Annotated in this window: 26 protein-coding genes and 1 pseudogene; 12 read left to right on the forward strand and 15 right to left on the reverse strand. The window is 74.2% G+C overall.

What is annotated here, in order from left to right:
• Positions 1-22 precede the first annotated feature (22 nt).
• The 3 genes from ACZ7C5_RS19605 to ACZ7C5_RS19615 all read right to left on the reverse strand — a co-directional run bounded on the left by ACZ7C5_RS19605 (position 23) and on the right by ACZ7C5_RS19615 (position 2,570).
• Entirely contained in the window at positions 23-922 is a 900-nt protein-coding gene (locus tag ACZ7C5_RS19605; protein WP_470323091.1) for a polysaccharide deacetylase family protein, read from the reverse strand.
• Between the two features lie 321 nt (positions 923-1,243).
• Positions 1,244-1,855: a GNAT family N-acetyltransferase gene (locus ACZ7C5_RS19610; protein ID WP_470323092.1), complete on the reverse strand. Its 612-nt coding sequence runs from the start codon at positions 1,853-1,855 to the stop codon at positions 1,244-1,246.
• A 106-nt stretch (positions 1,856-1,961) separates the two neighbouring features.
• Positions 1,962-2,570: a TetR/AcrR family transcriptional regulator gene (locus ACZ7C5_RS19615; RefSeq protein WP_470323093.1), complete on the reverse strand. Its 609-nt coding sequence runs from the start codon at positions 2,568-2,570 to the stop codon at positions 1,962-1,964.
• Positions 2,571-2,709: 139 nt separating this feature from the next.
• Here ACZ7C5_RS19615 and ACZ7C5_RS19620 point away from each other — a divergent pair, with 139 nt between their 5' ends.
• The 3 genes and pseudogenes from ACZ7C5_RS19620 to ACZ7C5_RS19630 form a co-directional block, all read left to right on the forward strand.
• Positions 2,710-3,501, forward strand: a complete 792-nt coding sequence (locus ACZ7C5_RS19620; RefSeq protein WP_401086614.1) for a cyclase family protein — start codon at positions 2,710-2,712, stop codon at positions 3,499-3,501.
• Positions 3,502-3,558: 57 nt separating this feature from the next.
• Positions 3,559-4,476: a fumarylacetoacetate hydrolase family protein gene (locus tag ACZ7C5_RS19625; protein ID WP_470323094.1), complete on the forward strand. Its 918-nt coding sequence runs from the start codon at positions 3,559-3,561 to the stop codon at positions 4,474-4,476.
• Positions 4,477-4,654: 178 nt separating this feature from the next.
• A pseudogene (locus ACZ7C5_RS19630) lies at positions 4,655-5,122 on the forward strand (AMP-binding enzyme); the annotation flags it as partial.
• 63 nt (positions 5,123-5,185) lie between these two features.
• On the opposite strand, the gene ACZ7C5_RS19635 reads toward ACZ7C5_RS19630, so the two are convergent.
• Positions 5,186-6,088 carry a carbohydrate kinase family protein gene (locus ACZ7C5_RS19635; protein ID WP_470323095.1) on the reverse strand — a complete coding sequence of 301 codons (903 nt, stop codon included), beginning with the start codon at positions 6,086-6,088 and terminating at the stop codon, positions 5,186-5,188.
• A gap of 336 nt (positions 6,089-6,424) precedes the next feature.
• Here ACZ7C5_RS19635 and ACZ7C5_RS19640 point away from each other — a divergent pair, with 336 nt between their 5' ends.
• Positions 6,425-7,963, forward strand: a complete 1,539-nt coding sequence (locus ACZ7C5_RS19640; RefSeq protein WP_401086626.1) for a M1 family metallopeptidase — start codon at positions 6,425-6,427, stop codon at positions 7,961-7,963.
• Between the two features lie 255 nt (positions 7,964-8,218).
• Here the strand turns inward: ACZ7C5_RS19640 and ACZ7C5_RS19645 are convergent, their stop codons facing one another.
• From ACZ7C5_RS19645 to ACZ7C5_RS19655, 3 genes are all read right to left on the reverse strand, one after another.
• On the reverse strand, positions 8,219-9,472 hold the full coding sequence (locus ACZ7C5_RS19645; protein ID WP_401086629.1) for an ATP-grasp domain-containing protein: 1,254 nt from the start codon (positions 9,470-9,472) through the stop codon (positions 8,219-8,221).
• A gap of 153 nt (positions 9,473-9,625) precedes the next feature.
• Positions 9,626-10,882, reverse strand: coding sequence for an MFS transporter (locus ACZ7C5_RS19650; RefSeq protein WP_470323096.1), 1,257 nt, complete (start codon positions 10,880-10,882; stop codon positions 9,626-9,628).
• An 89-nt stretch (positions 10,883-10,971) separates the two neighbouring features.
• Complete coding sequence (locus tag ACZ7C5_RS19655; protein WP_470323097.1) at positions 10,972-12,195, reverse strand: ATP-grasp domain-containing protein; 1,224 nt, start codon at positions 12,193-12,195, stop codon at positions 10,972-10,974.
• A gap of 443 nt (positions 12,196-12,638) precedes the next feature.
• Between ACZ7C5_RS19655 and ACZ7C5_RS19660 the strand changes: the two genes are divergently transcribed.
• Together ACZ7C5_RS19660 and ACZ7C5_RS19665 are read left to right on the forward strand one after the other, a co-directional pair.
• Complete coding sequence (locus ACZ7C5_RS19660) at positions 12,639-13,844, forward strand: ATP-grasp domain-containing protein (RefSeq protein WP_470323098.1); 1,206 nt, start codon at positions 12,639-12,641, stop codon at positions 13,842-13,844.
• Positions 13,845-13,904: 60 nt separating this feature from the next.
• Complete coding sequence (locus tag ACZ7C5_RS19665; RefSeq protein ID WP_188295027.1) at positions 13,905-14,138, forward strand: hypothetical protein; 234 nt, start codon at positions 13,905-13,907, stop codon at positions 14,136-14,138.
• A 102-nt stretch (positions 14,139-14,240) separates the two neighbouring features.
• On the opposite strand, the gene ACZ7C5_RS19670 is transcribed toward ACZ7C5_RS19665, so the two are convergent.
• The 3 genes from ACZ7C5_RS19670 to ACZ7C5_RS19680 all read right to left on the reverse strand — a co-directional run bounded on the left by ACZ7C5_RS19670 (position 14,241) and on the right by ACZ7C5_RS19680 (position 17,624).
• Positions 14,241-15,842, reverse strand: coding sequence for a sigma-70 family RNA polymerase sigma factor (locus ACZ7C5_RS19670; RefSeq protein WP_401086642.1), 1,602 nt, complete (start codon positions 15,840-15,842; stop codon positions 14,241-14,243).
• A 176-nt stretch (positions 15,843-16,018) separates the two neighbouring features.
• The gene (locus ACZ7C5_RS19675; RefSeq protein ID WP_470323099.1) at positions 16,019-17,029 is read right to left on the reverse strand and encodes a CAP domain-containing protein; all 1,011 of its coding nucleotides are present in this window, start codon (positions 17,027-17,029) and stop codon (positions 16,019-16,021) included.
• 115 nt (positions 17,030-17,144) lie between these two features.
• Positions 17,145-17,624, reverse strand: coding sequence for a GNAT family N-acetyltransferase (locus tag ACZ7C5_RS19680; RefSeq protein WP_470323100.1), 480 nt, complete (start codon positions 17,622-17,624; stop codon positions 17,145-17,147).
• Positions 17,625-17,991: 367 nt separating this feature from the next.
• Here ACZ7C5_RS19680 and ACZ7C5_RS19685 point away from each other — a divergent pair, with 367 nt between their 5' ends.
• The 5 genes from ACZ7C5_RS19685 to ACZ7C5_RS19705 all read left to right on the forward strand — a co-directional run bounded on the left by ACZ7C5_RS19685 (position 17,992) and on the right by ACZ7C5_RS19705 (position 22,139).
• Positions 17,992-19,536, forward strand: coding sequence for an ATP-dependent DNA ligase (locus tag ACZ7C5_RS19685; RefSeq protein WP_470323101.1), 1,545 nt, complete (start codon positions 17,992-17,994; stop codon positions 19,534-19,536).
• A gap of 267 nt (positions 19,537-19,803) precedes the next feature.
• Positions 19,804-20,037, forward strand: a complete 234-nt coding sequence (locus ACZ7C5_RS19690) for a ferredoxin (protein WP_401086654.1) — start codon at positions 19,804-19,806, stop codon at positions 20,035-20,037.
• Positions 20,038-20,135: 98 nt separating this feature from the next.
• A complete protein-coding gene (locus ACZ7C5_RS19695) occupies positions 20,136-21,350 on the forward strand; it encodes a cytochrome P450 (protein ID WP_470323102.1) in 1,215 nt (404 codons plus the stop codon).
• Positions 21,351-21,531: 181 nt separating this feature from the next.
• Positions 21,532-21,696: a hypothetical protein gene (locus ACZ7C5_RS19700; protein ID WP_401086660.1), complete on the forward strand. Its 165-nt coding sequence runs from the start codon at positions 21,532-21,534 to the stop codon at positions 21,694-21,696.
• A gap of 104 nt (positions 21,697-21,800) precedes the next feature.
• Positions 21,801-22,139, forward strand: coding sequence for a hypothetical protein (locus tag ACZ7C5_RS19705; RefSeq protein ID WP_401086663.1), 339 nt, complete (start codon positions 21,801-21,803; stop codon positions 22,137-22,139).
• A gap of 45 nt (positions 22,140-22,184) precedes the next feature.
• Here ACZ7C5_RS19705 and ACZ7C5_RS19710 read toward each other — a convergent pair whose 3' ends face one another.
• The 4 genes from ACZ7C5_RS19710 to ACZ7C5_RS19725 form a co-directional block, all read right to left on the reverse strand.
• On the reverse strand, positions 22,185-23,051 hold the full coding sequence (locus ACZ7C5_RS19710; protein WP_401086666.1) for a hypothetical protein: 867 nt from the start codon (positions 23,049-23,051) through the stop codon (positions 22,185-22,187).
• Between the two features lie 40 nt (positions 23,052-23,091).
• Positions 23,092-23,376 carry a DUF427 domain-containing protein gene (locus ACZ7C5_RS19715; RefSeq protein ID WP_470323103.1) on the reverse strand — a complete coding sequence of 95 codons (285 nt, stop codon included), beginning with the start codon at positions 23,374-23,376 and terminating at the stop codon, positions 23,092-23,094.
• Between the two features lie 61 nt (positions 23,377-23,437).
• Positions 23,438-23,674 (reverse strand): DUF6296 family protein, encoded by a 237-nt coding sequence (locus ACZ7C5_RS19720; RefSeq protein ID WP_401086673.1) that lies wholly within the window; start codon positions 23,672-23,674, stop codon positions 23,438-23,440.
• A gap of 10 nt (positions 23,675-23,684) precedes the next feature.
• Positions 23,685-23,930: a DUF2277 domain-containing protein gene (locus ACZ7C5_RS19725; protein WP_401086676.1), complete on the reverse strand. Its 246-nt coding sequence runs from the start codon at positions 23,928-23,930 to the stop codon at positions 23,685-23,687.
• A 192-nt stretch (positions 23,931-24,122) separates the two neighbouring features.
• On the opposite strand from ACZ7C5_RS19725, the gene ACZ7C5_RS19730 reads away from it, so the two are divergent.
• Entirely contained in the window at positions 24,123-25,361 is a 1,239-nt protein-coding gene (locus tag ACZ7C5_RS19730; RefSeq protein ID WP_470323104.1) for an MFS transporter, read from the forward strand.
• Here ACZ7C5_RS19730 and ACZ7C5_RS19735 read toward each other — a convergent pair.
• Positions 25,348-25,761 carry a hypothetical protein gene (locus ACZ7C5_RS19735; protein ID WP_401086782.1) on the reverse strand — a complete coding sequence of 138 codons (414 nt, stop codon included), beginning with the start codon at positions 25,759-25,761 and terminating at the stop codon, positions 25,348-25,350. The two genes, ACZ7C5_RS19730 and ACZ7C5_RS19735, sit on opposite strands and share 14 nt — an antisense overlap.
• Positions 25,762-25,887 lie beyond the last annotated feature (126 nt).

Consider the following 25,887-nt stretch of genomic DNA (forward strand, 5'->3'; position numbering starts at 1 on the left):
CCGGCGGTCGCCGCGGGGCGCGCTACAGGTAGTCGTCCAGCCGGGCCAGGGCGAAGCCCTGTTCGGTGACGTCGTTGACGACCTTGCGCAGCAGGTCCGGCATGGAGGCCTTCCAGATGTCGGTGCCCCGGAAGTGGGTCAGGATGATGTCGCCCGGGTGCAGCTTCCGGTCGTCGTAGCGCCACTCCATGTGGTCGGGGAAGGCCTCCTCGTTCCACAGCGGCACCGCCTCCACCCCGCAGGAGGCCGCCGCGCGCAGCGTGTCGTCGTTGTACTCGCCGTACGGCGGCCGGAACAGCCGGGGGCGGACGCCGATCTGCTGCTCCAGCTGGTCCTGCTGGGTGCAGATCTCCCGGCGCTGGGTCTCGTAGTCCAGGACCTTCAGGTTGCGGTGGTTGATCGTGTGGTTGTTGATCTCCACGCCCTGGGCGTGCAGGTCGCGGAAGTAGTCGTAGTTCTCACGGGCGAGGTAGTCGGAGACGTAGGTGCTGAGCGGGATTCCCAGCTCCTCGGCCATCCGGGAGAACGCGGGGTCCTTCTCGGCGCCGTCGTCGACGGTCAGGAAGACCACCTTGTCGTCGGTCGGTACCCGGTAGACGACCGGCGGGCGGCCGTCGGCGAGCTTGACGCCCTGGACCGGGGTGAGCGCGGCCCTGGCCGCCGGGCGCGGCGGGGCCTTCAGCGGGGGCCGTTCCAGGCCCCAGCGCTGGGCGGTCTCCAGCGCCGCGCGGACGGCCGCCTCCTGACGGACCATGGCCTCGCTGCTGTTCTCCTCCTCCTTGCGGGCCACGCCGGGCAGCGGCGGAGCGGCGGGCAGGGCGCCGGCGTGGTCGCCGGCCTCGACCGCCGCCCCGGGGGCCACGGCGGCCTCGACGGCGGGCGCCGCGTTCGCGTCGGCGGCGGGGGCCGCCTTCTGCGTCACGGGAACGGCCGGACCGGCGCAGCCGGCGAGGACGGCGGAGAGGCAGACGGCGGCCAGCAGGCCTGCCCGCCGGCCGCTCGAACGTCGCTGACTCCCCCTCAGACCCCCACCAATACGACAACCTGATGGTCTGTTCATAAGTGCACTGCTCCCCCGCCGTGCACCACCACCAATCCCCACGTCACCCGCGCGGGGCAGTGACACACCGGGGCCTTGCCGATCCTTTGCCTGGGCCCGCGAGCGGCCGGGCCTCCCCGTCACCGCCTTCGGGCGACAGCCCCTGCGGGCGCTTCCGCCTCTTCGGGCAGCCCGGCCGTACGGTCAGGCGCCCGTCCGGGGGTCCCGGCGCATGCACCAGGTGCGGGGGCCGCCGCCGGGGAGCGGGACCTCGACGGTGACCTCGAAGCCGAGACGCCGGTAGAACGCGACGTTCCGTTCCGTGGAGGTCTCCAGGAAAGCCGGGTACCCGGCGAGTGCGGCCGCCTCGATCCCGGGGGCCAGCACCGCACGGCCGAGGCCCCGCCCCTGGACTTCGGGGTCGACGGCGACCGTGTCGAGGAACCAGGCCGGCTCCTGCGGCCGGTACGGCTCGACGGCCCGCTCCGCGACCTCGTAGGCCTCGGCCCGGTCCCCGGCGAGGTCGCCGAGCAGCGGGCCGATCTCGGCGAAGGCGGGCGAGGGGTCCAGGTCGGGGGTGCTCCAGGCGGCGACCGCACGGCCCCCGTCGGCGACCCACACCCGCCCGTACACCATCCCGACGCGGGTCAGGCAGAGCTCCTGGAATCGCCGGATCCGCTCCTGGTGGCCGTCGGCGGCGATCACATGGCGGATGTAGGGGTCGCCGGTGAAGGCCCGGGCGAGGGTGTCGACCGCGACGGGGACGTCGGCGTCGGCGATGGGGCGGACGGCGGGGGAACTCTGGCGCTGCGGCATGGGTCTTCCTCGGTCGGGTCGTCGGTGGATTCCGGCATCGCCGCGGCACCCGCGCGGCCGTGGCCGGAGCGGGTCGGCCGGGCGCCGCCGTGGAGGCGGGGGCGGGTCAGCTGCCTGACGGGGTGTCCGGCCCGGTGCCGGACAGCGCGTCGGCGTAGATGCCCGTCATCGCCGTCACGGCCCGCCGGCGGTCCAGGTCCGGATCCAGACGGTGCTGGATGTTGATGCCCAGGGTGCCGCCGAGCAGCGCCGCCGCGACGGCCTCCGGGTCGGCGACGCGCGTAGCGCTCGCGCGCAGGTGGTCGGCGTACAGGCCGCGGATCTTGGCGTACTCCTCGGCGTACGTCGCGCGCAGGGCCGACTCGCGGCTCACCGCCTCGATCAGGAGCGTCGAGAAGATGTGCGCCTCGGGCCGGGACATCAGCGCGAAGTTCGCCTCGATCAGCGCCTCGATCCCGGCGTCCGGCCCGGCCGCGGCGAGGCGTTCGCGCATGAAGTCCGCGCCCCACCGGAACGCCTCCTCGACCACCGCCTTCAGCAGCCCGTCCTTCGAACCGAAGTGCCAGGCCACGGAGCCCCGGCTGATGCCGGAACGCTCCGCCACGGCCTGGACGGAGGCCGCGGCGGCCCCGCCCTCGGCGGCGAGTTCCCACGCGGCTGCCACCAGCCGGCGCTGGGTCTCGGCGGAGATCTCCTGCTTTCGGGTCCCACCCACGCGGTGTCCTTCGCAATGTCGCGGCTGCCTGACGCGGCCGATCCTGTCACGCCGACCGGTCGGCGCCGGGCGGCGGATCCCTTGCCCATGCTAGCAGTCCAGTTCTATGCTGAGCGTCCAATAACCAAGGAGGATCCTCATGGAACTGATCGACCTGACCAGGACGCTGGACCCCGCCGACCGCGAGCTGCTCCCCGAACAGCTGCGCCCGCTCGCCCCGGTGATCGCGCCCTCCGTCGCCTACGCCCACCCGGCCGGCGAGGGCCGGGAGCAGTTCGCCGCCGCCATGCACTGCGGCATGGAGGACCTGCCGGACGGCGAGGGCTGGGGTGCGGAACTGCTCACCGACTTCAACTCCCACCTCGGCACCCACGTCGACGCCCCGCTGCACTACGGCTCGACCTGCGAAGGCAGGCCGGCCCGCACCATCACCGACATCGCCCTGGACGAGCTGTGGTGCGAGGCCCTGGTGCTGGACCTGCGCGAGTGGTGCGAGCCCGACACCCCGATCACCGTCGAGGCCCTGGAGTCCGCCCTCGCCGCCAACGGCGCCCCGGTCCCGGCCGGCGGCGCGGTCCTCCTGCGCACCGGCCAGGAGCGGTACGGGCTGTCCGACCCGGAGTTCTTCCGCTACCCGGGGATGAGCCGGGAGTCGACGCTCCACCTGGCCGGCCTCGGGGCCAAGGTCCTCGGCACCGACGCCGCCGGCTGGGACCTGAGCTTCCCCGTGATGGCCCGCAAGTTCCGCGACGGCGGAGACAACGCCGTGCTGTGGGACGGCCACCGGGCCGGCCGCGAGCGGGAGGTCTTCATCGTCCAGCAGCTGACGAACCTCGCCGCACTGCCCCCGTCGGGATTCCGGGTGGCGTTCTTCCCGATCAAGCTCGCCCGCGCGAGCGCCGCCCCGGCCCGCGTCGTGGCCTTCGTCTGACCCGCCCCGCCGACCGCCCCCTCCCGAGAAGAGGAACCGACCGTGAAACTCGCGACCGTGGAACACGAAGGAACCGAGCAGACCGCACTCGTCCTCGACCAGGGCGAGCGTCTCCTGCTGCTCGACCGCGCCCACCGCCTGGCGACCGGCGGGCACTCCCCCGCGCTGGCCACCATGCAGGCCGTCATCGACGGCGGCGAACCCGTGCGGCGGACCCTGGAGCGGCTCGCCGCGCAGGCACCGTCCGAGGCCGTCGTCGCCGCGTCCGAGGTGCGCTGGCTTTCCCCGCTGCCCAGGCCCGTACAGATCCGGGACTTCGGCGCCTTCCCGGACCACTTCCGCAACGCCCGCGCCCGGATCCACCGCATCCCGGCCGACCGGGTCGAGCTGCCCGCCGTCATGCTCGAACGGCCGCTGTACTACCTGGCCAACCGGCTCTCCGTGACCGGCCACGACAGCGACATCCACTGGCCCGCGTACTCCTCGGTACGGGACTACGAGCTGGAGTTCGCCTGCGTGCTCGGCCGCGGCGGCACGGACATCCCCGTGGCCGACGCCCCGTCCCACGTCTTCGGCTACACGGTCTTCAACGACTTCAGCGCCCGCGACACCCAGCTGGAGGAGATCGCCACCGGGCTGGGCCTGAGCAAGAGCAAGGACTTCACCGGCTCGAACGTCCTCGGCCCGTGGATCGTCACCGCCGACGAGGTCGGCGACCCGTACCGGCTCACCATGACCGCCCGCATCAACGGCGAGGAGGTCAGCCGCGGCACCTCCGCCGACATGCACCACAGCTTCGCCGACATGATCGCCTTCGCCTCCCGGTCGACCCGGCTGCACGCGGGCGAGGTCCTGGGCTCCGGCACCGTGGCGACCGGCTGCGGACTGGAGCACGGCCGCTTCCTGGAACCCGGCGACACCGTCGAACTCGAGGTCTCCGGGCTGGGCGTGCTGCGCAACCGGGTGGTGTCATGAACCGCGAAGCACTCGTCCTCGGCGTCGGCAGCACCCGCTTCGGCCGCCTCGACCACAGTGCCGGCGACCTCGCCGGCCTCGCCGCCCACGAGGCGCTGCACGACGCCGGCCCACCCCGGCCGACGTCGGCGCCGTCTTCCACGCCGCGGTCAGCCAGAAGGCGATCGACGGCCAGCACATGATCCCCGGCCAGGTCGCCCTGCGCCCGCACGGCTTCGCCGGCGTGCCCGTGGTGAACGTGGAGAACGCCTGCGCGGGCGGTGCGACCGCCCTGTGGCTGGCGATCGCCCACGTCCGGTCGGGGCTGTCGGACGTCGCCCGCAGGGACGACGACGGCCTGATCACGATCATCGACCGGATCAAGGACACCATCGTCACCGGCGGGTTCGACGTCTACCCGCGCGAGGTCGAGGACGCCCTCGCCACCCACCCGGCCGTCGCCGCCTGCGCCGTCTACGGCACACCCGACCCACGCTGGGGCGAGGCCGTCACCGCCACCGTGGTGCTGCGCCCAGGACAGCACGCCACCCCCGCCGAGCTGATGGACCACGTCCGCGCTCGCAAGGGCACCCTCTGGGTGCCGAAGCGGCTCCACCTCGCCGACGCGCTGCCGCTCACCGCCCTGGGCGAGATCGACAGGAGACGGCTCAGCAACCGGCCCTGACCGGAAGGGAGTTCAGGCCCGTGCCCCGGAGGAGGAGCAGCCGGCTCAGGACTCCCGTCCGTCCGCTTCCGCCAGGGCGGCCGCGAGTTCGGCCGCCGAGGGCGGGTTGGCGCCCGGGCGGGCGACGGTCAGGGCGGCCGCCGTGACGGCACGGGTGAGGCAGGCGGACAGGTCGGCGCCGCCCGCGCGGGCGTGCAGGAAGGCGGCCATGAAGGAGTCGCCGGCGCCGACGGTGTCCGCGACCCGCACCGGGACGGCCGGGACCACGACGCGTCCGCCCTCGGCGGTACGGGCGAACGCGCCCTCGGCACCGAGGGTGACCGCGACCACCGAGGGGCCGAGGGCCAGCCAGCGCTCGGCGACCGCCTCGGGCCGTTCACCGGGGTAGAGCCAGGCCAGGTCCTCGTCACTGGCCTTGACCAGGTCGCTCAGCGCCACGCAGCGCTCGACCCGGCGGACGGCCCCGGCCCGGTCCCCCATCAGCGCGGGGCGCACGTTCGGGTCGTAGCTGATCGGCGTCCGGCCGTGCAGGTGCTCCACCAGGGCCAGGACCGAGGCCGCGCCGGGATCGGTGACCGCGGCGATCGAGCCGAGGTGGACCGCCGCGGGCGGCTCGGTGAGCTCGGCCGGCGGGAGCGTCCAGCGGATGTCGAAGGTGTACCGGGCCCGCCCCTGCCCGTCCAGCTCCACCACCGCCGAGGGCGTCCGCGCGACCTCGGCGGCCCGGACCAGCACCCCCGCCGACTCCAGGTGCTTCCGGATCAGCCGGCCGTTGGCGTCCGGCCCGAGCTCGGTGAGCAGCGTGACCGGGCGGCCCAGCCGGGCCAGACCGTACGCGACGTTCGCGGGGCTGCCGCCGGGGTGCACCCGGTCCGGGCCCTCACCCGATCGGACGATGTCGGCGACGCATTCGCCGATCACCAGAACGGGTGAAGCTGGGCGGGTCACGGCGGCTCCTGGCATCCGGTACGCGGGCGGCTCGGCCGCCAGCCTACGGGGTGCGTCCGCCGTGCGGCGCCGGGGCAGCGAAGTACGGCCGCCGGACCTGGCCAGGTTCTCCGACGGCCGTGGCTCCGTCCGTCAGGGGGCGAAGCAATCCCGACGCTAGACGGCCCGTGCGCGCACCGCCATCACCGTGGGCCGTCCGGGGGACCACGGCGTGTCGTCGGATCGCGTGGATCACGCGGATCGCGCCCGCGCGGTTCCGGCCGTCCACTAGGGTCTGTCTTCCCGCTCCGGACGGCTCCCGCGTCCGCTCCCGCTCGTGAAGTGCGGTGATCCCCCTTGTTCAAGCCCCGTGCCGGTCTCGTCCCGTCGCTCGCGCTCAGCGCGGTGCTGCTGTCGGCGAGCGTGCCGACGGCCGGTGCCGCCGACGGGCTGGGCGATCCGGTCTTCCCCTCGCTCGGGAACACCGGGTACCGGGCGCTGCGGTACGACCTGGCCTTCGACTACCGGGCCGACAGCCGGACGGTGGACGGCACGGCGGTGATCACCGTACGGCCCGACCGCCCGCTGGCCCGGCTGGAGTTGGACGCGCTCGGCCTGACCGTGCGCGCCGTACGGGTCGACAACCGGCCGGCCGGCTTCACGACCCACGACGAGAAGCTGACGGTCACCCCGGCCGGGGCGTTCCACCCCGGCGTCGTCACCCGGCTGACCGTCGAGTACTCGGCCGACCCGCGCGCCCGGCTGCCGCACACCGGCTGGGTCCCGACCCCGGACGGCTTCGCGGTGGCCGGGCAGCCGAACAGCGCGCACACCGTGTTCCCGTGCAACGACCACCCGAGCGACAAGGCCGGGTTCACCATCGCGGTGACCGCGCCGGACGCCCTCCTGGGCGTCGCCAACGGGGAGTTGGCGGCCACCGAGCACCCCGGCGACGGCCGCACCACCCGCCGGTACGTCTCCCGCGAGCCGATGGCCACCGAGCTGGTGCAGGTCTCGGTCGGCGACTACACCGTGCGCGAGCGCACCGGACCGCACGGCCTGCCGCTGCGCGACGTCGTACCCGTCGCCCGCGCCGCCGAACTGGAGCCCGCGCTCGCCCTCACCCCCGGCCAACTCGCCTGGGCCGAGGCGCACCTGGGGCCGTTCCCGTTCGAGACCTACGGCCTCCTGCCCGCCAACAGCGACGATCCTGACGCGTTCGCCTTCACCGGTCTGGAGACCCAGACCCTCACCCTCTACAAGCCCGGCTTCCTGCGCCGGCCCGAGTCCGCGATCGGCTCGCACATGATGCACGAGCTGGTCCACTCCTGGTTCGGCGACAGCGTCACCCCGGCCCGGTGGTCCGACCTCTGGCTCAACGAGGGCCACGCCGACTTCTACGGCCTGGCGTACCGCTACGAGCGCGGCTGGCCGGACGCCTGGGGCTACACCACGCTGGCCGACCGGATGCGCTACCTCTACGGGCTGGGCGACCAGTGGCGGCACGACTCGGGGCCGGTCGCCTCCCCCACCGCCGCCGACCTCTTCGACAGCCAGCGGTACACGGGCGGCGCGCTGGTGCTGTTCGCCCTGCGGGAGAAGGTCGGGGCGGCCGCCTTCGACCGGATCGAGCGCGTCTTCCTGGACCGGCACCGGCACGGGAACGCGGACACCGACGACTACGTGCGGACGGCCTCCGAGGTGTCCGGGCAGGACCTGCGGGGCTTCCTGGAGGACTGGCTGTACGGGATGCGGACGCCGCCGATGCCGGGCCATCCGGACTGGGTGGTGAACCCGGTGGGCATGGCGGGGGCCGCTCCGGGGGCGCCGGTCCCGGAGGGCGGGGCCGCGGTGGCGGGCGGGCCGACGGTGGCGCACGGCTCCGGGACGCTCTGACGGCGCGACTGGGACTGCTGGTGCACGCCCGGCGCGTCGCCGTGCGTCCGGCCGCCCCCCGCACGCCCCTGACCGACAGGGGCGGGTGGGGCCATGGTGGATACCACGGCCCGCCCGCCGCCCGGCCGAGTCCCGGTCGGCTCGCGGGCCGTCCAACGTCTCCGCGCGTGCCGTCCCGGCCCCGGGAACGCCTGACGGCGGCCCCACCGCGGCACGAGCACGGTGCGGCCGCCGTCAGGGCGGCCGAGGCCTCGGTCAGCCCGCTGCCGGATCCACGGTGAAGCGGACGGAGGCCTCCAGGCTGCGCACCAGCGCCTGGGCCTCCTCCGGAGTGTCCGCGCCGACCGCGATCAGGCCGATCCGGTTGCTGACCGAACGGTGCGGGTTGATGATGTCGCCCGGGCCGACGGTGAGTTCCGCGCGGAGCACACTCGGGTGGGCCAGCACCTCCTCCCAGCCCTCGACCGCCACCAGGCGGCCGGGCCGAGGGGTGAGGAAGCGGATCGCCGCGCCTCGGGTCGGGCGGAGGGCCGCCTTGTCGATCGGGTTGCCCAGCGCGTCGTCGTAGACCAGGCCGAACCACTCCAGGTCCGGGATGGCGTGGGCCAGCAGGCGGTGGATCCAGCCGCCGCCGTTGCGCACGTGGGCCTCGCCCAGGACGACGCCGCGTTCGGTCAGCCACAGTTCGACGTGGAACTGCCCGTGGGTCAGCCCCAGCGCGGTGAGGCCGGCGACGACCTCCCGTTCGATCTCCTTCGCGGAGTGCTCCGGGAGGATCGCGGGGATGACGTACTCGATCTCGAAGAAGTTCGGCGGCGGGAGCAGTTCCTTGGAGGTCAGGGCGAGGAGGTGCGGTACGCCGTCGAGGAAGACGCCCTCCGCGCTGAACTCGGGACCCTCCACGAACTCCTCGACGATGAAGGTGCCGCCGCACCAGTCCGGCAGGAAGTCCAGGGCCTCGGTCAGCTCCTCCGGGCTCTCGATCCGGGTCACGCCCTCGCTGCCCCACATGTCGCGCGGCTTGACCACCCAGGGTCCGGTGGACCGCGCGAGGAACTCGTGCGCCGCCCCGGCGTCCTCGCACACCCGGAACCTCGGCTGGAGGAAGCCCGCGGCGGCGAGAGCGGCCCGCGCCTCGTCCTTCGTGCGGATCCGCCGCACCGCCTCCGGCGGGTTCCCTGGCGCGCCCACCGCGGCCGCGGTCTCGGCGACCGTCTCCAGGGCCAGCTCCCGCAGACCGAACACCACGTCGAACCTGTTGCCCGCCGCGACCTGCTCGCGCGCCCAGGCCGCGGTCACGCCGCGCTCCTCGAAGTCCACGACCGACGTGGCGTCGACGAGTTCGGTGATGGTCGGTGTCGTGGCGAGGGTGGCCGCGTGGTTCGTCACGTGCACGGTCATGCCGCGCTTGCGGGCCTGCTGGACCGCCTGCTCGGCGACGTCGACGGTGAGCCCGAAGATCCCGGCTCCGCCGACGAAGAGGAGCTGCGGGGAAGAGTTGTCGGTCATCTGTGCTCCACGGGTGGTCGGGTGGTCGGGTGGTCGGGTGGTCGGGTGGTCGGGTGGTCGGGTGGTCGGGTGGTCGGGTGGTCGGGTGGTCGGGTGGTCGGGGGCGAGGCACGGGGCGCCTCCGGGTCGCGGCGCCGCTCGCCGGTCGGATACCTAGACCTTCTCGCCGTGCGGCTGCTGGTCGGGCAGCTCGCGAAGAGTCCGGACGGGTGAGAGGAGGACGGGCAGGAAGGACGTCGACACGAGGGCGCCGCCCACCCAGAGAGCGGTCTGCACACCGGCCAGTTCACCCAGCAGGCCCGAGAGCCCGGCACCGACCGCGAGCGCTCCGGTCAGCAGGAACCTGAACGTGGCGATCATCCGGCCGAGCAGTGCGTCGGGGGTCATCCGCTGGCGCAGGGTGACGCCGAGAACGTTGTCCATGCCCATCTTGAAGATGTACGTGAACCAGCCCGCTCCGGCCAGGAGCAGCCACGGACCCCGGTCGATCAGTGGCACCAGCAGCCCGGCGGGTGCCAGGTACAGGCCGCCGACGGCGAGGGTGCGCCCGTAGCCGAAACGACCGGCGAGGGGCCGGGCGGAGCGGGCACCACAGAGGACGGCCACCCCGCCGACCGCCCCGAAGAGGCCGAACGCCGCCGACGACAGGCCGAGTTCACGCACGAACACGATGGGGAGCATGGCGGTGACCATGGCGGAACCCAGGTTCACCAGGGTCGCCGAGAGCGCGAGTGCCCGGAGGTGCCCGCTGCCGAAGACGTGACGCACCCCCTCGCCGATCTGTGCCCGCAACGGGACGGCCCCGGTGCGGCCGGGGGGCGTCGCCCTCGCCGTGCGGCGGATGCCGGTCAGCCGCAACCCCGAGGCCAGGTACGCTCCTGCGGTGACCACGAGGGTGACGGGAGCGGTGAGCAGCGCGACGAGTGCGCCACCCGCGCTCCGGCCGGCCATGTTGCCCAGCGCGAGCAGCGTGTTGATGTCGGTGTTCGCCCGGATCAGGCCGTCCCGGCCGACGATCGAGGGCAGCACGCTCTGCGACCCCACGTCGAAGAAGACGGTGGCGCAGCCGTTCAGCAGGACGATCGCGTAGAGGTGGCCGAGGGTGAGCACGTCCAGCCACCAGGCCAGCGGCAGGGTGGCGAACAGCAGGGCCCGGCACAGGTCCGCCGCGATCAGTATCCGCCGGTGGTCGAGCCGGTCCACCCACGCGCCGGCCGGGAGGCCGATGAGCAGGAAGGCGACGCTGCTCAGGCTCGCGAGCGCACCGACCTGGCCGGGGCCGGCGCCGAGGGCCTCGACGGCCGCCAGCGGCACGGCGACGTAGCTGATGTTGGTGGCGAGCTGGCTGAGTGCGAACGAGGTGAGCAGCGCGCGGAAGTCGGGTGTCCGCCGGGGGGAGTCGGATCGCATGACGCGATCACCCTGCGGTTGGTCCGGGGCCGAGGTGCTGACGGTGTCCTCCCGTGGTCCTGCGTTCCGGGTGCCGCTGCGGGCCCGGTTCAGAGTTCGTACTCGAAGACGACGCCCGCCTCGGCGCGGTCCAGCACGGCCTGGCACTCCTGCGGGCTGTCGGCCCGGGCGATGAGGAATCCGTAGCGGGCGAAGTACCCGTCGGGCGGCATCAGCATCCGGGTGCCGGGGCCGGCCAGGGCCACCGACTCGTACAGCCCGGCTTCGGGGTCGGCGCCGGGCATCTCCAGCCTGGTCACCGTGCAGTTCGAGGGCGGGCACAGGAAGCGGATCGCGGCCGCCGAGTTCCGGCTCCGGGTGAGGTCCGGGCGGCTGCCGAACGACACGTCCGCCTGGACCAGGCCGGAGTCGACGCCGGTCGCGATCCGCCCGAGGTAGGGGATGAGGTCGCCGCCGAGGCGTCCGTTGACCTCGACGACCACGTACCCGTCCGGAGTGAGCTTGACCTCGGTGTGGGTCATGCCGTGGGTCCAGCCGAGGGCCCGGTGGGTCTCGGCGAGCATCTTCCACAGCTCCTCGTCCGCGAAGAGCGGGTCGTCGGCGTGGACGGTGTGGCCGACCTCCTCGAAGTACGGTTCGCTGCCCAGCTGCTTGCGGGCGATCAGGTACGGCAGGTACTCGCCCTCGAACACCGCCGCGTCGACGCTGATCTCCGGCCCGGTGAGGAACTCCTCGACGAGCACCTCGGCGTGGTTGACCATCCCGGCCTGCCCGGCCGACCGGGTGATCTCCAGGGCCGGGGCGATGTCCTCCCTGGCCGAGACCTTCACGACGCCCTGGCTCGCGCCCATGCTGCGCGGTTTGAGCACCAGCGGGTAGCCGACCCGGCGGGCGACGTCCTCGATCTCCTCCGGAGAGGTCACCAGGGCCACCACGGGCTGGCGGATGCCGGCCTGGGTGAGCAGCTCCCTGGTCACGCTCTTGTCCCGCACCGCGGCCACGGCCCGCGGCGTGGGGCCGGGCACCCCGAGCTCGGCGGCGGCGCGGGCGGCGGCGAGGATGCTGGCCTCGTGGTAGCAGTACACGCCGCGCACGGGGCGGCGGGCGGCCAGTTCACGTGCGGCGCGGGCGACCGTCTCCGGGTCGAAGATGTCCAGGACGGTGGATCCGGCGAGGTGGGGGGTCTGCCAGGTCGGCTCCTCGGAGTCGAACAGCCAGATCTCGCTGCGCTGGGAGGCCGAGGCGATCAGGTACTCGCGGAACTGCTGGTAGCCGCTTCCCAGGACGAGGAGCACACCCTGCGGATCAGTCATCTCTTCTCCCCAACGCATAACGGATTGGCCGGATTCGGGCTGTGAGGAGTTCCTTGCCGTTCGGGAGCGCCCACGTACGCCTGGCGCGTCCGGCGCGCCGGCCCGGTGACCGGAACGACCGGTCTGCCGCGTCGAAAGGCACGGTATGACCACGCCGACTTCACCTGCGTCCACGGGAAGTTCATTCCTCGTAAGCGTCACGCTGACATCGCCCCGCCGGGACTAAGCGATCCGCTTACTTCTGCGCGCCCGCGGCTTCTGCCAGTGTTGATGTTGGTCCGGATGTCCTGGACAGGATCCGGCCGGTCTCGCACGCCCTCCCCACCGGGAGTGGACGGCTGGAACCCGACCGGCTCGGCACGGGGGTATCTCGCGTTCTTCCACCATCGGCGGTCCGGTCAATGCCGCCGAAGTCTGATAACGGAGTGCTCACAGTGAAATCCGTGCTCGTCTTCTCCAAGTGGCCGAGTGTCAGGAACGTCGGTCTCGTCGCCGACCGGCTCCGGGCCCGCGGGCTGCGGTCGGTGCTGGTGTCCTGCCTTCCCGACGACCGCAATCGCGACAGGTGCGACGACCACCTGGTCTTCGACTGGGACAGTGAGGACGTGGCGGCGCTCGTCGCCCGGCTCGACCGGCGCGGCATCGAACCCGTCGCCGTCGTCAACATGGTCGAGCCGTTGATCCCCTGGCAGACCGCGGTGGTCACGCACTACGGCCTGCCGGGCCCCCGCGCCGGCCTCGACGTGCTGGCCAGCAAGTACCTGGTCAGGGAGCGCATGCGGACGCTCGGGCTGTCCGCCGTCCGCTTCTCCGACGACCTGGCGGCGGTGGACTTCTTCCCGGCCATCGTCAAGCCCTCGCGGGAGTCCGCGGCCTCCTGGCTGGTCTACCGGGTGAACGACCCCGAAGCCCTCCTCGCCCATCGGCGCCTGCTGGCCGAACTCGGCGAGACCGGCACCGAGATGATCGCCGAGGAGTACCTGCCCGGCATCGAGTTCTCCGTGGACGGCCTGGTCGTCGGCGGCCGCTTCCACCCGGTCCTGGCCGTCGAGAAACCCGAACACGACGAGATCAGACACCACGACGCGGGGCTCCGGATCCATCCGCCCCAGCAGGACCACGTGCGCGAGGGTGTGCGCGTCCTGAGTGCGACGATCGGCGCCCTCTGTGCCGACCTCGGCCTCGACCAGCTCTGGCTGCACGTCGAGGGCCGTGCCACCCCGGACGGCCGGACGGAGCTGGTGGAGATCAATCCGCGCCCCGGGGGCGGGATGTATCCCACGGTGATCCGCGAGAGCAGCGGAATCGACCCGTTCGAGACGGTCGTCTCCATGTCCCTGGGCGACTTCACCGTCCCGGCGGAGCGACCTGACCCGCTCCGCGCCCTGCCGATCATCGGCTGGGTCGATCTGGAAGCCGAGGAACTCGGTACCGTCGACGTCAGGACCACGGAGGACGATCTGCGCGCGCTGGCCGGTGTCATCGACGCCGAGGTCGTCGACGGCTACCGGGTGACGAGCCTGGAGAAGGAGAACTACTTCCTCCGCTTCGTGATCACCGCCGACTCGGAGGCGCAGTTGCGGGCCCGGACGGCGAGCGTCCTGAGCACGCTCGACTTCCGCATCGCACCACGCCGGCCCGAGGCGTGACGGCGCTGCCGGAGGAGGCGGCAGCCGTAACCCTTCCGGCGCAGCGTCGTTGGACCGGCCATGAAGAAGCGCAGCATGCTCGCCGTCGCCTCGCTCGCCGTCGGTGTCGTGGCCTCCCTCACCGCGCCGAGTGCGCACGCCAGTGCCGTGGGCGGGCAGGAGGGGCTGCCCGGGCCGCTGAGCAGCTCTCCGGACCTGCCGGGGCAGGTCGGTGACGCGGGTGGCGTCTTCGGGCAGGCCACGGGCTTCGTGACCGGGTCGGCGGACGGCCTGGTCGGGGTCACTCCGGCGTAGTCCCGCGGGCCCGTTCGGCGCTGCTCCGTCCTGTTCCCGTCCTGTCCTTTTCCGTCTCGCGCTGTCCGGTGCTGTCCTGTCCGGTGCTGCCTGTTCCGGTGCTCAGGACATCGGGGCTCCGAGGTCCTGGGTCCAGTACGGGGTGCCGGCCGGGCTGGTGGCGAAGCCGACGCCGATGTCCTTGAAGCCGCAGTCGAGCATGTTGGACTGGTGGATTCCGCCGTCCATCCAGCGGGCGAAGACCGCGGCCGGGGTGGCCGGGCCCCGGTCGAGGTTCTCGCCCCACTGGGACCAGCGGTAGCCGGCACCGGTGATCCGGGCCTCGGCGCGGATGCCGTCCGGGTTGACGTGGTCGAAGAAGCCCCGGGTGGCCATGTCGTCGGCGTGCTTCTGGGCGGAGCTGTGCAGCCGCGGGTCGATCCGCAGTGGCGCACAACCCGCCTTGCCGCGCTCGGCGTTGACCAGGTCCACCAGTTGGCGTTCCGGGTTGGGCTGCGGGGAGACGGTGCGGGTCGCGGTCGGCGAGGGTGTCGGCGTCGGTGTCGGGCTCGTCGCGGCGGTCGGAGTCGGCACCGGTGTGGGGGCGACCCCGACGGGCGCGACGGCGGCCGTCGGGGTGTCCTGGGCCGCGGTCGGCTGGGTGTCCTGGGCGGCGGCCGGGGCGGTCGGCTCCGGTGCCGTCTTCCGCGGCGGCTCGCCTCCCTGCGGCCAGACCAGGGCCAGGGTGGTCACCGCCACCGCGGCGGCCGCGCCGCTCGCCAGGACGGCCTTGCGGGCCGCGGTGCCGGCCCAGCCTCCGGGACCGCCCGCTCCGGCGTGGGCGCCGGTGCTGCCGTGGGCTCCGGCCCCCGCGCCTTGGCCCGCTCCGGCGGCCGCCGTCGAGGAGGCCGCCGTGGCCGCGGTGTGTTGGAAGTGCAGCAGCACGGGCGAGTCGAGCGGGACCGGCACCAGGGCGAGGCCGGCCAGCAGGCCTTCAGCCGGGAAGAGGTCACGGCCGAGGCGGCCGCAGTCGGCGCAGTCGCGGATGTGACGGGCGATGCGCTTGCGCCAGACCGAGTTCGGGGCGCCGTCGAACCCCGCCGTGAGCTCGGCCAGTCCGGAACAGCGGGGGTAGGCGCCGAGCGCGCGGACCACGACCCGTCCCGCTTCGAGCTGCTTCTTCATCCGCTGCACGCGCACGGCGGTGTGCTGCGGGCTCAGGTCGAGGGCCTCGGCGAGTTCGGCGCGGGTGAGTTCGCCGACCGCCTCCAGCCACCAGAGGGCGAGCAGTTCGCGGTCGTCCGGGTCGAGCCAGCGGGTGGCCTCGGCCACCTCCCGGCGCTGGCCGGACAGACCGAGGCGCAGGATGGTGAGGTCGGTGAAGTCGGCCCTGGGGTCGGCGACCTCCCAGGTCTCGTCCAGCCCGCCGACGGTCGGCTGCTGCCGGCCGTCGGCATGACGGCGACGCACCTGGTTCATGGTGATGGCGACCAGCCAGGACCGGAAGGACCCGGGGTCGCGGAGCCCGTCCAGGCCGTCCAGCGCCCTGATCATGGTCTCCTGCGCCACGTCGTCCACGTCGGCGTGGCCGCCGAGGGCGCGGCCGGCCACGTTGTAGACGAGCGGCAGCCAGGCGGCGACCAGCGCCTCCCTGGCCTGCCGGTCACCTGCCTGCGCCGCGAGTACCAGGGTGCTCCCGGTCCTGTTCTGCACATCAGCGTTCATGGTCCGCACTCCGTCTTGCCGTGTTTCCGTCCGCCGCTGCCTCCTCGGAGACCTGTGGGGAGTGATCAGATAACAACAATGTGCGCGGAATCGGAAAATCGGCCCGGATCGACCGGCTCGGATCAGCCGACTCGATCCGGGCTGCCCGGTCCTGGAGTGGACCGGGCCTGGGCCGGTCATGCCGGGGCGGCGAACACCTGCGTCCACCAGGGACCGTTGGCGCCGGTCCGCACGCCCACGCCGAGCTGCTTGAACGAGCAGTTCAGGATGTTGGCCCGGTGACCGGGGCTGTTCATCCAGGACTCCATCACGGCGGCCGGGTCCTTCTGGCCACGGGCGATGTTCTCGCCCCAGGTGCTCCAGTTGTAGCCGGCGGCCTCGATCCGGTGGTCGGCGTGCTCGCCCTCGGGGCTGGCGTGGTCGAAGTAGTTGCGGTTGGCCATGTCGTCGCTGTGCGACTGGGCCGCACTCGCCAGCCGGGGTTCGGCACTGACCGGGCCGCAGCCGGCCTTGGCCCGCTCGGCGTTGACCAGGTTGACGACCTCCTGCGCGTCCGACGGCGAAGCGCCCCCACCCGCCGGCGGGCCTGCGGGGGCCCGCTTGGCGGCGGTCTGGGCAGCGGTCTGAGCCGTGGTCTGAGCGGCCGCGGCGGTGCGGGTGGCGCTCGGGCTCGCCTTGGCCGCGGAGGCCGTGGCGGTGGGGGTCGGGGTGCCGGACGGAGTGGCGGCAGCCGACGCCGTCGGGGAGGCCCCGGTGCCGGCGGTCGGGGTGGCCGGGGCGCTCGGAGTCGCCGCCGGGTCGGTGGCGGTGGCGGTTCCCGACGGCGGAAGGTCGGGGTTCGTCCCGCCGGCGCCGGGGACCTGGATGCCCTCGCGCGTGCCCAGCTCGGCCGAGATCAGCGCGTCGGCGGCCAGCGACTGGCCGGCCATGTCGCGGTCGGTCTGCTTGCCGCCGTACGCCGCGTAGCCGGCACCGGCCAGCGCGGCGAACAGTCCGGTGCCGGCCACGACGGCGACGACCGCGGCGACCGGGACGATCCCGCCGCGCCGCCGGCCCCGCCGGCCCCGGCCGGTGTGCCGCTCGGCAGCACGCCGGGCCGCCCGGCCGCCGGCGGGGCCTCGGGCTCCGCTCCCGCTGTCGCCGCCTCCGCTCGCCGGGAGGATGGTCGTCCTGTCGTCGCTGTTCACGTGGCCACGCTTTCTGTTCCGGGTCGACTGGTCGGGTGCCGACACTTGGGAGACCTCCCGGCGGGGCGTCGATAACAGAAATTCCGAACGGATGTCCGGCGGTCGGGCCACGGCCTCAGCTGTCCTGGGTGTCCGGAGCCATGTCGTAGGTGAGGAACCCGGTCCGGGTGGCGACCTGGTCGTACTTGCCACGGGCCCGGTAATTGTCCTCGGAGGTGATCCAGCGGACGGTGTTCCACCCGCGTTCGGCCGCGATTTCCCGCAGCCGGCCCAACAGCTCGTCCACCGCCCCGCCGCCGCGGACCTCCGGCGCGACGAACAGGTCGTCCAGGAAGCAGCCGACGGCCCCGTGCAGGGGCCGCGAGAACGGACGGTAGTGGGCGAGCCCGACCGGCCGGCCCTCCTCGTTCCTGACCAGCAGCCCCGCCAGCTCGTGCGCGGGGTCGGTGAGCCAGGACCACACCAGCTCGGCCTTCTCCTCCGAAGCCGGCACCCGGTAGAACTCGCAGTAGCCCCGGAACAGTTCACGCCAGGCCGGGTAGTCGCCGGCCTCGGGCGCGCCGACGCTCCACGGGGTCGAGGGGGTGTCGCTCATCTCGCTCTCCAGTCACTCGGGGGCACTGTGAGCCCCCCAGCATGGCGCCCCGTCGGGCCACCACCGATCACCGCCCCGGCCAGGACCACCGCCCGTGCACGCCACTGCGTCGCCTTGCCGAAGCCGTACGGGTCGGCCCCGGCCCCGAAGCCGGGCGGGCGCCGCCGGGACGGAGCACCTCGGCGTGGCCCGTGACATCCCGGCCGCGCGGGCGACGTCCCGCATGGTCGCACCACGATCCGGTGGGCGGCGGCCCGACCGGCTCCCGGCGCTCCCCGGGATGCCGCCCGGGGCACGGACCACGCGCGCGGTGGTCGTGGTGCGGGGGTGGGGACCGGGGTCGAAGCTGGGGGGTGGAGGTGGTGGTGTGCCGGGGTTGTGGCGGTTGGCGTCGGTGTCGCGGGAGGTGGCGGCGGAGGCGGGGCGGCGGGCGAAGACCGGGTTGCTGGCGCAGTGCCTGCGGGAGCTGGGGCCGGTGGACGGGGCAGCGGCGGTGGCACTGCTGTCCGGGGAGTCGCAGCGGCTGCGGACGGGGGTCGGGCCGGCCGCGCTGCGGGGGTTGCCGGAGCCGGCGGTGGAGGCGTCGCTCGGGGTGCGGGAGACGGAGCGGGAGCTGGAGCGGATCGCCGGGGTGCGCGGCGCCGGGGCGCAGGCGGAGCGGCGGCGGCTGGTGCACGGGCTGTTCGCGCGGGCGACCGGGGTCGAGCAGGAGTTCCTGCGGGCGGTGCTGGTCGGGGACCTGCGGCAGGGGGCGCTGGACGCGGTGGTCGGGGACGCCGTGGCGCAGGCGGCCGGGGTGCCGGCCGCGGCGGTGCGGCGGGCGCTGATGTTCCGGGGATCGGCCCGCGCGGTGGCGGAGGCGGCGCTGACCGGCGGGGTGGCCGCGCTGGAAGCGTTCCGGCTGGAGGTGGGACGGGCGGTGCGGCCGATGCTGGCCGCCTCCGCGCCGGACGTGGCCACGGCGCTGGAGCGCACCGGTCCGGCCGCGCTGGAGTGGAAGCTGGACGGCATCCGGATGCAGGTGCACCGCGAGGGCGGACAGGTCGCGGTGTTCACCCGGAGCCTGGACGACGTCACCGCGCGCGTCCCCGAGGTGGTCGAGGCCGCGCTGGCGCTGCCGCTGCGCTCGGCGGTGCTGGACGGTGAGGCGATCGCGCTCGGCCCCGACGGGCGTCCGCGCCCGTTCCAGGAGACCGCCGCACGCGCCGCCTCCCGCCGGGACCCGGACCGGCTGCGCGCCGAAGTCCCGCTCGCCGCCTACTTCTTCGACCTGCTGCACCGGGACGGCGAGGACCTGGTGGACCGTCCGGGCCGGGAGCGCTGGGCGGCCCTGGCCGAGGCGGTGCCGGACGGCCTGCGGGTGGCCCGGGTCGAGACCGGCGACGCCGAGCGGGCGCTGGCCTTCTTCCGCGAGACGCTGGCGCTCGGCCACGAGGGCGTGCTGGTGAAGGACCCCGCGGTCGGCTACGCGGCCGGGCGGCGCGGCACGGGCTGGATCAAGGTGAAGCCCCGGCACACCCTGGACCTGGTGGTGCTGGCCGCGGAGTGGGGCAGCGGGCGGCGCCGCGGCTTCCTCAGCAACCTGCACCTGGGGGCCCGGGCGACGGACGAGGCCGGGACGGGCCCGTGGGTGATGCTCGGCAAGACCTTCAAGGGCCTGACCGACGAGACGCTCGCCTGGCAGACCGCCGAGCTGCTGGCCCGGGAGACCGGGCGGGACGCCCGGACGGTGCGGGTCCGGCCGGAACTGGTCGTCGAGATCGCGTTCGACGGGGTGCAGCGCAGCCCCCGCTACCCGGCCGGCCTCGCCCTGCGGTTCGCCCGAGTGGTGCGCTACCGGCCCGACAAGGCCGCCGCCGAGGCCGACACCGTCGAGGCGGTCCGGGCGATCGCCGCCGCCGAAGGGCTGTGAGCCGGGCGGTCGTCCGGACCCACCGCCCGCGGCCCGGACGCGAGCGCCGGACGCCGGGACACGGTGCTCCCGGCCCGCATCCGCCGACTGACGCTCATTCAAACCTCTTGCCCTGCACGGAAGATACGACGGGAACCGAATCGGCCATTCTCGGTGATCCCGCCCCGGCACCCTCCGTGAACGGAACAACGGCGGGTTAGGTTGGCAGGGACCATGAGAAGGCGGCCGCCGGGCAGCCGGCGGCGCACTGGCGAGAGGTGCCCCACCATGCGGGTGAGTGTCGACCGGGACCGCTGTTGCAGCTCCGGGATGTGCGTCCTGAACGTCCCCGAGGTCTTCGACCAGGACGACGAGGACAGTCTGGTGAAGCTCCGTCAGACCACCTTCCGTCCCGACCAGTTCGAGGAACTCAGGCTGGCCGCGCAGCTCTGCCCGGGTGGCGCGATCACCGTGGTCGAGGCGGAACCGTACGGCACCCCGACCGCCCCGGCCGAGGGCTGACCGGCCCGGTCACGGCCACCGCACCACGGCGCGCCCCCACCGGCGTCCGCGCCACCGCACCCCCATCGGAGAAGATCGCCACGCAAGGAGACCCCGCCTTGACGAGCACACCCACCCACCTCACCGCCCCGTTCCCGGCCCCGCACTCGGCCGGCTGTCCGTTCGGCCCGCCGCCCGCGTACACCGAGGCCGCCGCCACCTCCCGGCTGTCCCGCATCGACCTGCCCGGGGGCGAGCCCTGCTGGCTGGCGACCGGCTACGCCGAGGTCCGCACCGTGCTGTCCGACCGCCGGTTCAGCGCGGACGTACGCCACCCCTCCTTCCCGGTGCTGGTCCCCGGCGTCCGGGAGCGGATCGTCGAGAACCCGAGCTTCCTGCGGCTCGACGACCCCGAGCACGCCCGGCAGCGCCGGATGGTCACCGGGGACTTCCTGGTCAAGCGGGTCGAGGCGATGCGCCCGGACATCCAGCGGATCGTGGACGAGGCGCTGGACCGGATGACCGAGGGCCGCACCGAGGCCGACCTGGTCGCCGGCTTCGCCCTGCCCGTCCCCTCGCTGGTGATCTGCCTGCTGCTCGGTGTGCCGTACGAGGACCGCGAGTTCTTCCAGGGGGTCAGCCGGACGCTGCTCACCAACACCAGTACGGTCGAGCAGCTCCTCGCGGCCCAGGACGAGCTGCTGGACTACCTGGAGGCGCTGACCGCCAGGAAGCGGGCGCGGCCGGAGGACGACATCCTCAGCCGGCTCGCCGTCCGGGACGACCTGACCCCGCGCGAGGCCGCCGCCACCGGCATCCTGCTGCTGGTCGCCGGGCACGAGACCACCGCGAACATGATCGCGCTCTCCACCGCCCTGGTGCTGGACCGGCCCGAGCGGATCGCCAGGCTGACCGACCCGGCCACGGTGCCCGGCGCGGTGGAGGAGCTGCTGCGCCACCTCACCATCGTGCACACCGGGGTGCCCCGGGTGGCGCTGGAGGACGTCGAGCTGGGCGGCACGACGGTCAGGGCCGGGGAGGGCGTGATGGCGATGCTCTCCACCGCCAACCGGGACGAGGAGGTGTTCGGCGGCGCCGGCCGGCCGCCGACCGACGAGCTGGACCTGGACCGGGACGCCCGGCGGCACATGGCCTTCGGCTTCGGCGTCCACCAGTGCCTCGGCCAGCCGCTGGCCCGCGCCGAGCTCCAGATCGCGCTGGCCACGCTGTTCCGCCGGCTGCCCGGGCTGCGGCTGACCGTCCCGCGCGAGGAGCTGGCGTTCCGCACCGACTCGTTCATCTACGGGATGCGGTCACTGCCCGTGACCTGGTGACGACCTGGTGACACCCTCGTGGCGCCGCGTCGCGCCGCGCCCTGGCACCGGCGGGGCGCCGGGGATCACCCGGCTGGCCCCGGAGCCGGGGCGGAGGCAGGCTGTAAGGGCGAAGTGACACCACCGGCCCTGCCGCGCCTCCGGCCCGGCGCCCGGGACGGCCGAGGAGACGGAGCCCGCGATGACCGACATGAGCGACCGGTCCAAGGTGAGCACCGAGGAGGACGAGGACGTCCGCGCCGCGGACCCCGAGGAGGGCGTCCCCTCGATGCAGAACCTGCACGCCCAGGACACCTCCCAGGCGGAGGGCGCCCCGATGCCGGACGAGCCCGGCCTGTCCGGCTGACCCGTCCGCCGTACCGAACCGACCGCCCGGTGGGACCGGGCGGTCGCCGCTACCGCAGGTGTCGCTGCTCCGGCGGCGGGCCACCCGCAGGGGAGGATAGGCGCATGACCGAACACGACCAGAGCAACCGCCAGGCCCGGCCACCCGCGGACCCGCGCACGTCGTGGGCGACCTGGACCACCCAGTCGATCATCAGCGGCCCCGGCGGCGTGACCACCACGGAGATCGGCCCGATCTCCGGCGACCTCACCGTGCACACCACCTGGGTGGACGGCGAGGCACGGCTGACCGTCCAGTACACCGGCGCGCTGGACTGGTACACCGTCGTCGGCAGCCCGGTACGGGCGGCCGACGAGACCACCGCGCGGACGATCCACCAGGCGATGGTGCACGGCGTCAAGGCCGGCGGGGGCGCGACCGCCCCGGCACCGCCGGAAGCCTAGGAGCCCCGGGCCCGGGAACCCTGGGCCCCGCCGCGAGGAGCCGGTTCAGGGAGTCGGCTCGGCCTTCGGCGGCGGCGCGGCGGCGGTCCAGTACCCGGGGTCGGCGGGGCGGCGGGGGCGCAGGTCCTCGCGGACCTCGTCGGCCAGGCGCCGGGTGTCGCGGCGGTTCATGGTGGCGCCGATGCCGGCGCCCACCAGCAGCGGGGTCACCGACGGCAGGCGGCGCAGGGAGCTGCGGGTCAGCCGTCGGCGGACCTGCTGGCGGACCTCCGAGCCGAGCGCCAGCGCCGCGAAGCCGGCGGGGCGGACCAGGAAGGACGCGTCGATCCCGCGACGGTTGGCCCAGGCGCCGAGGTAGGCGCCCGCCCGCTGGGTGGCGGTGCCCTGCGCCGGGGTGCCGTAGACCTCGTGCAGCTCGGCGATCAGCTTGACCTCCACGGCCGCCACCGCGAGCGTCTCGGCCGCGATCTCCACCGGCATCGCGGGCGGCACCGGAAGCATCGCCGCCGCGCCGACCCCGGCGCCGAGCGCGCTGGAGGCCCGGACCGCGCCGGTGACCAGCAGGTCGGCCAGCTGCTCGGGGAAGGCCGCGGCCGGGTGCTGGGCCCGCAGGGTGGCGAGGTCGCGCACCGGGATCCGCGGCGCCGCCTGCACCAGCTGTTCGGTCATGGCCCTGCCGCCGTACGCGGCGCCCTTCGCCGCGCCCCTGGCGGCGGCCCGGCCGCCGCTGCCGAGCAGCCGGGCGGTGTGCAGCACCACGGCCCGGCCGCGGCCGCGCTGCTTCGCCGCGTACTCGGCGACCTGACCCCTGCCGAGCGGCTGCTCGGCCTCCTCGACCAGCTCGGCGAGCCGCTCGGTCAGGTCGGGTCCGGGGGCCGGCCGGGAGCGGCCCGGCCTGCGGAAGACTGCCATGGGAACCCCTTTCACTGCGGCACCGCCCGGCAGAGCCGGACTACTCGACGACCTCCACCCCGCGCCAGAACGCCACCCGGCCGCGCACCTGCTCGGCCTCGGGCGACGGGTCGGCGTAGAACCAGGCGGCGTCCGGGTTGGTCCGCCCGTCCACCTCCAGGGTGTAGTAGCCGGCGGTGCCCTTCCAGCCGCACACCGTGGTGGTCCCCGAGGGCCGCAGGTACTCGGCGCGGACCGCCTCGGACGGGAAGTAGTGGTTGCCCTCGACGACGACGGTGCGGTCGCTCTCGGCGATCACGATGCCCTGCCAACTCGCTGTGGTCATAGGGCGATTGTGCCCGAAGCAGGGCCCCCGGCGCCGGCGCCTCCGGGGAGCGGCCCGGCGGTCAGGACAGCGGGTGGGCATGGACCGGCAGGTGCGGGCTCTGGTGGCCGCCGCTGGCGAGCATCCTGACCTCGCCGGCGTCGCTGATCTCCGCCCGGACGATCCCGCTCTCGTCCTCGTACACCGGATGGCCGCCCGGGCCGGTCGCGTCGGTGCGGGTGACCACCACGACGTCCTGCGGGGCCTGGGTGCCGGGGGTTCCGGGGAAGGTGAGGGCGTAGCGCTCGGCGGCGTTCATCACGGCCCGCCTACCCGACGGCCCGGGCCGGCTCGACGGCCCCGACGTGCGAGCCGCGGACCTCCAGCTCGGCGAGCAGCCGGGCGGTGGCCTCCGCGACCGCGTCCACGGCCCGGTCGAAGGCCTCCCGGTTGTGCGCGGCGGGGGCGCGGAAGCCGGACACCTTGCGGACGTACTGGAGCGCGGCGGCGCGGAAGTCCTCCTCGTCGGCGTCGGGCGTGACGGGAGGTCGCAGCGTCTTGATGTTGCGGCACATGCTCCCAGTCTCGCGCGCGGGGGCCGCGTCGGCGACCCCCGTTCGTCACGCGCACCTCACGGAGCCGTCATCCGGCCGGATTAGGATGCCGGACGAACGAATTCGTCCCACCACCTCATCCCGCCACCCCGTCCCGCCTTCCCCTCGCCGCGCACTCCCCCGGTCCGTCGGCATCACTCCGGAGTCACCCCCTTGCCTCTCGCGCTGCTCGCGCTGGCCGTCACCGCGTTCGCCATCGGAACCACCGAATTCGCCGCCATGGGGCTGCTCCCCCAGGTCGCCGACAGCCTCCACGTCTCCATCCCGCAGGCGGGCTGGCTGATCTCGGCGTACGCGCTGGGGGTGGTGGTCGGCGCCCCGCTGCTCACCGCGCTGGCCGCCGGACGGCCGCGCAAGGCGGTGCTGGTGGCGCTGGCCGCGCTGTTCGCGACCGGCAACCTGCTGTGCGCGATGGCCCCCGACTTCTGGACGCTGGCCGCCGCCCGGCTGATCACCGGGCTGCCGCACGGCGCCTTCTTCGGGGCGGGCGCGGTGGCGGCGGCCGAGCTGGTCCGGCCGGACCGGCGGGCCCGGGCGGTGGCCGTGATGTTCTCCGGACTGACCGTCGCCAACATCGTCGGCGTCCCGGCCGCCACCCTGCTCGGCCAGCACCTCGGCTGGCGGGCGACCATGCTGGTGGTCGTGCTGATCGCCGTCGCCGGGACGCTCGCCATCGCCCGGCTGGTGCCCGCGCTCCCCTCCCCCGGCCAGTCCGGGCTCCGGCACGAGCTGCGGGCCTTCCGCAGCGGGCAGCTCTGGCTGGCGCTGGCCACCGTGGTGTTCGGCTGCGGCGGCTTCTTCGCCTGCTACAGCTACATCACGCCGCTGCTCACCGAGGTCTCCGGGTACGCCACCGGCTCGGTGACCCTGGTGCTGGCGCTGTTCGGGGTCGGCATGACGATCGGCAACGTGCTGGGCGGCTTCGCCGCCGACCGGGCGCTGCGCCCCACCGTCTGTGCGGCCTTCGTGCTGCTCTCCGCCACCCTGGCGCTGTTCGCGGTGAGCGCGCACACCCGCTGGTCGGCGGCCGTCACGGTGGTGCTGATCGGGCTGTTCGGCTTCGCGATCGTGCCCGCCGTGCAGACCCTGGTGCTCCAGAAGGCGCGCAGCGCACCGACCCTGGCCTCGGCGACGGTGCAGGGCGCCTTCAACCTGGCCAACGCCCAGGGTGCGTACTTCGGCGGGCTGGCGCTGGACGCCGGGTACGGCTGGACCGCGCCGACGCTGGTCGGCGCGGTCCTGGCGGCCGCGGGGACGCTGGTCGCGGTGCTCGCCTGGGTGGTCGACCGGCGCCGGCCCGCGCCCGTGGCGGTGGAACCGGCGGCGGCCGGTCCGCACGAGCACGCCGGTGCCCGTGCGGACGCCCGTGGGTCCTCGGTCAGCGCACGGTGACGGTGAACACGGGGGAGGCGGTGCTTCCGCTGATGATGCGCAGCTCGTTCAGGCCCTTGATGCCGAGCTTCGCGCCGAGCGAGTAGGAGCCGTCGGCGGTCGTGCGGACGGAGGCGGGCAGAGTCACCCAGGCGCCGTTCTGCTTCTGCTGGAGGGTCACCGTGCTTCCCGCCGGGAGGCCGGTGGTCGTGCCGGTGACCCGGAACAGCTGCCACGCCTGGACGGAGGAGACGGACGGCTGGGCGGTGATGCCGGCCTGCGCGGCGGCCGGCTGCACGGCGGCCACGGGCCGGGAGTCGGCCGCGGGGGCGGCGGCCACGGCGGTGCCCGCCAGGGTGAGGGAGAGCGCGCCGAGGGCGGCCACGGCGGCCAGGCGCAGGGAGTTCCGCTTGGAGACGATCACGGGTGGACCTCTTTCCAGGGAGGGTTCGACCCGAAGGCACAGGTGGTGCGGTTCGGGCTCCGTCATCTGTGGGGACGCCCCGCCCCCCTCCCCGGCTGTGGACGGACTGTCACCGCCCTGTAA

The organism is Kitasatospora sp. NPDC036993, assembly GCF_055607525.1.